The 245-nt window shown below is 52.7% G+C and carries 1 protein-coding gene; it reads right to left on the bottom strand.

The window, feature by feature from the left end; translation table 11 throughout:
• Positions 1–245, bottom strand: a 245-nt coding sequence (locus SB773_RS33975; RefSeq protein WP_410594893.1) for a glutaminase, incomplete at both ends; no start/stop codon positions are given.

Below are 245 nucleotides of genomic sequence, written 5' to 3'. Positions count from 1 at the left end.
CCATGAATGTCTTGCAAATACGCGCAACCTCCTCTGGGAAGTGCCGCTCCCCTGTTTGCATATCCATTCCGTCTGCGGCAAGGACCATCCCCATCCTGGCAACATCCTTGGCCGTTACCTCTATCGAACAGTAACGAAAGTATAGATCCAAGGTCTCCTCTACATCCGTGGTCAAAATGCCGCTATCCTTCAGGAACCAGGCGAGTGCTCGATTGCGGTCAGCTGTCCTTTTCTCCGAACAGTAG

This window comes from Bacillus sp. SIMBA_074 (assembly GCF_046534555.1).
Taxonomy (GTDB): domain Bacteria; phylum Bacillota; class Bacilli; order Bacillales; family Bacillaceae_G; genus Bacillus_A; species Bacillus_A mycoides.
Note: the sequence above shows the minus strand (reverse complement) of the source record. Positions and strands in the feature narration are given on the sequence as shown.